Annotated in this window: 7 protein-coding genes; 2 read left to right on the top strand and 5 right to left on the bottom strand. The window is 72.4% G+C overall.

The features are described 5' to 3' along the window. Positions 1-631 (top strand): amidase family protein (locus E1264_RS39015; protein ID WP_243711442.1); only part of this gene is annotated, 631 nt, incomplete at its 5' end. Here the strand turns inward: E1264_RS39015 and E1264_RS39010 are convergent. The 3 genes from E1264_RS39010 to nfi all read right to left on the bottom strand — a co-directional run bounded on the left by E1264_RS39010 (position 612) and on the right by nfi (position 2,807). Next, complete coding sequence (locus E1264_RS39010; RefSeq protein WP_132182009.1) at positions 612-1,373, bottom strand: glucose 1-dehydrogenase; 762 nt, start codon at positions 1,371-1,373, stop codon at positions 612-614. The two genes, E1264_RS39015 and E1264_RS39010, sit on opposite strands and share 20 nt — an antisense overlap. Before the next feature lie 50 nt (positions 1,374-1,423). After that, positions 1,424-2,038, bottom strand: a complete 615-nt coding sequence (locus tag E1264_RS39005; protein WP_207936824.1) for a TetR/AcrR family transcriptional regulator — start codon at positions 2,036-2,038, stop codon at positions 1,424-1,426. An 82-nt stretch (positions 2,039-2,120) separates the two neighbouring features. Beyond that, on the bottom strand, positions 2,121-2,807 hold the full coding sequence (nfi, locus tag E1264_RS39000; RefSeq protein WP_132182007.1) for a deoxyribonuclease V: 687 nt from the start codon (positions 2,805-2,807) through the stop codon (positions 2,121-2,123). A 104-nt stretch (positions 2,808-2,911) separates the two neighbouring features. Between nfi and E1264_RS38995 the strand changes: the two genes are divergently transcribed. Next, positions 2,912-3,676, top strand: a complete 765-nt coding sequence (locus E1264_RS38995) for an SDR family oxidoreductase (protein ID WP_132182005.1) — start codon at positions 2,912-2,914, stop codon at positions 3,674-3,676. 2 nt (positions 3,677-3,678) lie between these two features. On the opposite strand, the gene E1264_RS38990 is transcribed toward E1264_RS38995, so the two are convergent. Further along, on the bottom strand, positions 3,679-4,929 hold the full coding sequence (locus E1264_RS38990) for a serine hydrolase domain-containing protein (RefSeq protein ID WP_132182003.1): 1,251 nt from the start codon (positions 4,927-4,929) through the stop codon (positions 3,679-3,681). Positions 4,930-4,987: 58 nt separating this feature from the next. Continuing rightward, positions 4,988-6,029 (bottom strand): phosphatidylglycerol lysyltransferase domain-containing protein (locus E1264_RS38985; protein WP_132182001.1); only part of this gene is annotated, 1,042 nt, incomplete at its 5' end.

The following is a 6,029-nucleotide window of genomic DNA, read 5'->3' as shown; positions in this document are numbered from 1 at the left end:
CTTTCGGACGGCGTTCGGGGTTGGTGGGAAGCTTGATCCTGAGATTCGCGGGGCGGTTGAGCGGCTCGCGCGGAGGCTGACGGATTTGGGGCATAAGGTTTTCCCCGGCGATCCTGACTATGGGCTTGTGGGGTTGGGGCTCGTTCCGCGGGGGACGGCTGGCGCCGCTGACTGGCTTGATTCGATTCCGGATGCGCGGCCGGAGCGGCGGACGGAGATCGAGGCATCGATCGGGCGGGTCGTTGGGAAGCGGCTGCTTCCTCTGGCGAGGAGGATGGATCCCTATCTGAGGAGGAAGGTCGGGCGTATCTTTCAGGTTGCGGATGTGGTTCTCACGCCTACGACCGCCCAGCCGCCGTTGAAGGTGGGGGCCTATGGAGGGGCGGGGTATCGGAGGACGCAGTCTGGGGTCGCGGCGGCATGTCCTTATGCGTGGACGTGGAATGTGCTGGGGTGGCCTGGCGTGAACGTGCCCGCGGGATTCACGAAGGCGGGGTTGCCGATTGGCGCGCAGCTTCTCGGGCACGATTCCGATGAGGCGACGCTGATTTCGCTGGCCGCGCAATTGGAGGCCGTTGAGGGGTGGGCTGAGCGGCGCCCCGGCGAGCCTTCTAGTATCCGGCGCCGGTGAGCATGCCGCCGTCGACGAGGACCTCGCTGCCGGTGCAATAGGACGAGTCGTCCGACGCCAGGTAGACCACCAGGCCCGACACTTCCTTGGACTTGCCCATGCGGCCGAGGGGGAGTGCCTTGAAGAAGGAATCGGCGCTGTCGGCGGTGGCGGCGACGACGTCGTCCTGGAGGGAAAGGGGCGTCAGGACGCCGCCGGGATGGATGGAGTTCACCCGGATCCCGTATTCGCCGAGTTCGCGGGCGGCGGCCTTGGTGAGCCCGCGGACGCCGAACTTGCTGGCGCTGTAGGCGGCGAGGCCGGAGGCGCCGATGAAGCCCTCGGTCGAGGACACGTTGACGATGGAGCCGCCGCCCGCCGCGCGCATCGCCGCGGTGACGGACTTCACGCCGAGCCATTGGCCGACCAGGTTCACGTCCAGGATGCGGCGGAACTCGTCGATGGACATTTCCTCGATGGTCTTATGGCGGATGATTCCGGCGTTGTTGACGAGTATGTGCAGGGCGCCGAACGTCGTCGTGGCGGTGTTTACGGCGTTCTTCCAGTCGTTCTCGCGTGTCACGTCCATGGGGACGAAGACGGCGTCGGGGCCCAGGTCGGCGGCCAGTTCCGCGCCCTCGTCCGCCAGGACGTCGCCGAACACCACCTTGGCGCCCTCGTCCAGGAACCGGCGGACGTGGGACTTGCCCATGCCGCGCGCACCGCCGGTGATCAACGCCACCTTGCCGTCGAGCTGACCCATCAACGCTCCTTGTCACACGCGTCCGTGATGTCAACCTAGCGAACGCTTGGTCAACGGGACAAGGGGCGGTCTCCGGTGCGCAGGCCGTCGAAGAGCAGCGCGAGCATCCGGTCGGCGTACGCGCCGGGATCGGCGGTGCGCTCCGCGGCGACGCCGATCGCGTTGGTGAGCCGGAGCAGGTCGCGCGGGTCGATCTCGGTGCGGACGGCGCCCGCGTGCTGCGCGCGGTCCAGCAGCCGGCCGAGCGCGTCGCAGATCGCGGCGGCCGCGGCGCCGAGGCCGGTGTCGGCCCAGGTCACCGACATCGCCTCGATGATCACGGTGGAGGTGCCGCGCGGCGTGCCCGCGCCGGTCAGGTAGGTGCGCAGCCAGCGGCCCAGCGCGGCCTCCGCATTGAGCGCCTCGGTCTCCGGGTCGGCCGCGGGCTCGGCGAGCAGCTCGTCGGCGTGCGCGAGGAGGCCGTCGATGCGGTCGCGCAGGACGGCGTGCAGCAGGGCGTCCCGGGTGGGGAAATGCCGGTACAGCGTCCCGGAGCCGACGCCCGCGCGTTTGGCGATGTCGTCGAGGGACGCGCCCGTGCCGTGCTCCATGAAGGCGGTGCGGGCCGTCGTGATCAGTCGTTCGTAGTTGCGGCGGGCGTCGGCCCGCATCGGCCGGGTGTCCATGGGCACCGTCCAGCGGTGTCGCGGATGACCTGGGTGTCTCCGTCTGCTTTCGGACGAGAGTGCCATCTTCCACACAGACGCGCTACCCGGCGAGCGCATCGCGGGACAGCCGGTCGGCCCGCCGCGTCGTCTCCGGCAGCCGGTACGCGGGCGTCAGGTCCAGGACGTTCCCGCAGGCGGTGTCGAGGTCGGTGCGATGGCCGACGGACACGAAGACCGGTCTCACGTCGTCCCGCGTGCGCAGAACACGGCCGATGACCTGGCCGTCGTGCAGGAGCGGGCTCGTGTCGCCGCGGCGCCGGCCCGGCTGCTCGTAGGAGCCGATGAACGCGGTCTTGCCGACGCCGATCGTCGGGACGCCGGTCAGCACGCCCAGATGGCACGCCAGCCCGAACCGGCGCGGGTGCGCGACGCCGAACCCGTCGCAGACGAGCAGGTCGGGCGTCGTCTTCAGGTTGCGCAGCGCGTCCAGGAGCGTGGGCAGCTCCCGGAACGCGAACAGGCCGGGGACGTAGGGGAACGCGGCCGTGCCAAGGGCGACCGACTCTTCGACCACGTCCAGTGTCGCGGCGTTCAGGACGACCACTGCGGCGGCCAGGCGTGCGCCCGTGCCGCTGCCGTCGCCCGAATAGGAGACGTCCAGGCCCGCGACCGTGCGCGGTTTCGCCGGGCCGGGGACGTCCGGCTCCAGCATCGGACGCAGCCGGTCCTGGATCGCCGCCGCCTCGGCCGGGGTGGACGGCCAGGCGTGCAGATCGCGCACCTCCATGCCTCGCACCTCCCTGGCCGCGCTTCCGTGATCGCACCTCTCCGGACCGGCACAGTACCGCCGGATGTTAAGTATGGAACGTGACAAACCCCCCGGAGGTGCACATGGACGGGATGCGACTGGACGGCCGCACGGCGGTGGTGACCGGCGGCGCGGGCGGCATGGGACGCGCGATCTGCGCCGACCTCGCCGCCCTGGGCGCGCGCGTCGTCGTCGCCGACCTGGACGAGGCCGGTGCCCGCGAGGTCGCGGACGCGGTCGGCGGCGTCGCGGCCCGCGTCGACCTCGCCGACCCCGGATCGATCGACGCGTTCGCCGCGGGCGCCGGGCCCGTGGACGTGCTCGTCCACAACGCGGGCGTCGCCATCGTCGAGCCGTTCACCGGCAGCGACCCCGCGCACTGGGACCTGATGTGGCGCGTCAACCTGCGCGCCCCCATGCAGCTCACCCGCGCGCTGCTGCCCGGGATGACCGAGCGGGGCTGGGGCCGCCTGGTCTTCATCTCGTCGGACGGCGCCCGGGCCGGCGGGGGCGGGGAGGCGGCCTACGCGGCCACCAAGTCCGGGCTCTTCGGGCTGGCGAAGACCCTCGCCCGGGAGGCGGCGCGCGGCGGCGTCACGTCCAACATCGTCTGCCCCGGGCCCACGGACACGCCGATGCTCCGCGGCGACGCCGACCGCGACGCCGACGCCGACCGCGCCTCCGAGCAGAAGTCTGGAATGCTCGACAAGCTGGTCAGGCAGATCCCGCTGCGGCGCATCGGCCGTCCCGACGACATCGCTGGCCTCGTCGCGTTCCTGTGCACCGACCGCGCCGAGTACATCACCGGCCAGACGATCTCGGTCAGCGGCGGCATCACCATGCAGTGAGCTCAGGCCACCGACGCGTAGGCGGCCTCGGTGATGCGGTAGGCGCGCAGGTCGCCGGCGGCCATGTGGCTCATCAGGTTCGGCAGGTAGGCGAGCGCGAGACCGGCGTCGGGGTCGGCGAGGCCGATGGAGCCGCCCGCGCCGGTGTGCCCGAACGCCGACCTCCGCGCGGCCTCCGGCGTGAAGAACGTCTGGGCGGGACGCATGAAGCCGAGGCCGAACGTGCTGTCGATGAGCATCGTCCGGTCGGGGCCGCCGGCACGCGGGCGGATCGCGTCCCGCAGGGTCTCGGGGCGCAGGATCCGTCCGGCAAGGAGGTCGCGGTAGAAGGCGGCGAGCGCGGGCGCGGTGACGAGCATCCCGGCGGACGGCCAGCCCGCGCGCAGCACGACCGGGTTGTTGTAGCCGCCCTTGCCCGGGTGCGGGTTGTTGAGCGCCCGGTTCATCGTGCTCTGCGGATCGATGTACGCGGCGGCCAGGCGCCTCAACAGGTCGCCTGTGAACGACCTTGGCGGGTCGGCTTCGCGACGTGGCGCGTCGCCTTCGGCGTGGGGTGCTTCGGCTCCGGGACGGGTGGTGGCTTCGGAGCGGGTGGTGTCGGGCGGGCTTCCGATGCGGCGGCCGGCGGAGAGTTTCGCCGAGCGCTCGATCACGTCGTCCGGTGCGCCGATCCACAGGTCGAGGTCGCGGGCGAACTCGTCCCTGACGAAGGTGCCGACCGTCTGTCCGGAGTGGCGCCGGACGATCTCGCCCGCCAGCCACCCGTACGTCAGCGCGTGGTACCCGTGGGCCTCGCCGGGCGTCCACTCCGGCTTCTGCGCGGCCAGTTCGGCGGCGAGGGCCGCCGGGTCCGCCGCCTCCTCCGCCTGGACGGGACGCGCGAACGCGGGCAGCCCGGCCTGGTGCGACAGCAGATGCGCGGCCGTCGTGCCGTCCTTGCCGGCGGCGCCGAACTCGGGCCACCAGCCGGTCACCGGGCCGTCCACCTCGTACGCACCGCGCTCGGCGAGCAGCAGCGCGGCGGTGGCCGTGATCGCCTTGGTGCAGGAGAAGCCGAAGCAGGGCGTGTCCGGGAGCCAGGCGCGTCCGGTGCGGCGGTCGGCGACGCCGCCCCACAGGTCCACGACCTTGCGGTCGCCCGCGTAGACGGCGACGGCGGCGCCCAGCTCGCGGCCCGCGGCGAAGTTCTCCTCGAACGCGTCGCGGACGGCGGCGAACGCCGGATCGCAGTGGCCCTCCACGATGCCGCTCATGAGCAACGGGCCCTCTCTTCGGGGGACCAACATCGAATCACGTTCTAGCGCGGCCGGTTCATCCGAGGTGGTGGGCGGGCTCGGTGACGGGCTCCTCGGCCCGGCGGGACGGGCGCGTCCGGGCGAACTCCAGCGTGAGGAGCGCGGCGGCCAGCCATGCGATGTCGGACCAGGAGCGGAAGACGACGTTGCGCGGCCTGTAGGACGGCCTGAACTTCTTGTCGAAGAGGTAGAGCGACTCGACCGCGATCCACGGGTCGAGGAGCCGCAGGGCACGGTAGCCGACCCGCTCCAGGAGCGTGCGCTCCTCGGCGTCAAGCAGCTCGCGGAAGGCGGCGAAGTTCAGGGAGACGACGCCGTGGCCGCGCTCCGCCGCGTACTCGACCATCTCGACGATGAGGCGCTCGTTGACGCCGTTCGGGCCGCCGGGGCTGCGGCGCATCGCGTCCAGGCTGAGGCCCTCGCCCGCGGTGACGTACCGCTGGAACGCGATGGGCTCCCGGTGCGCGTCGTAGGCGATCGCGATGATCGTTCCCGGGTGGTGGCCGGTGAGCAGCTCGTCCAGGTTCATGGTGAAGCCCCGCTCGGGCGCGCCGCCGAGGGACCGGGACGCGACGTCCAGCAGCCGGTCGCGCAGGTCCGGCGCGAGGTCGCGTTCCGCGACGATCTCGGACGTGACGCCCGCGTTGACGGTCCGCTTGACCGCCTGCCGGACGTTGCGCATCTGCCGTCCCGACAGCGTGAACTCGCGCGGCCCGATCAAGACCTCGTCGCCGTAGCCGATGCGGCGGAACCGGTCCCACGCGGGCAGGAGGGCGTCGCTCGCGCCGAGGACGGCGGGACGCCACCCGGCCGTCCGGCACAGGGCGAGGAACGACCTGACCGCGTCGGCCTGCGCGGCGGGGTCGCCGACCGGGTCGCCGCCCGCGACGGCGACGCCGAACAGCACCCGGTACCCGATCACGGCCCGCCCGTCCGCGCTGAACACGTACGCCTTGTCGCGGCGCAGCGCGAACGGGGCCAGGGTGTCGGAGCGGGGGTGCGCGACGAGGGCGGCGACGCGGGCGCGGTCCGGCTCGTCGCCTGGCGGGGGCGGCGGG

This window comes from Actinomadura sp. KC216 (genome assembly GCF_004348535.1).
Lineage (GTDB): Bacteria > Actinomycetota > Actinomycetes > Streptosporangiales > Streptosporangiaceae > Spirillospora.
The sequence above is the reverse complement of the archived record's forward strand: the minus strand, read 5'-3'. Positions and strand labels throughout refer to the sequence as shown.

Bases quoted from the DNA above. Each gene is read 5' to 3' on its own strand.
- nfi (WP_132182007.1), bottom strand. From the start codon at position 2,807: ATGGAGGTGCGCGATCTGCACGCCTGGCCGTCCACCCCGGCCGAGGCG.
- E1264_RS38990 (WP_132182003.1), bottom strand. From the start codon at position 4,929: ATGAGCGGCATCGTGGAGGGCCACTGCGATCCGGCGTTCGCCGCCGTC.
- E1264_RS39005 (WP_207936824.1), bottom strand. From the start codon at position 2,038: ATGGACACCCGGCCGATGCGGGCCGACGCCCGCCGCAACTACGAACGA.
- E1264_RS39010 (WP_132182009.1), bottom strand. From the start codon at position 1,373: ATGGGTCAGCTCGACGGCAAGGTGGCGTTGATCACCGGCGGTGCGCGC.
- E1264_RS38995 (WP_132182005.1), top strand. From the start codon at position 2,912: ATGGACGGGATGCGACTGGACGGCCGCACGGCGGTGGTGACCGGCGGC.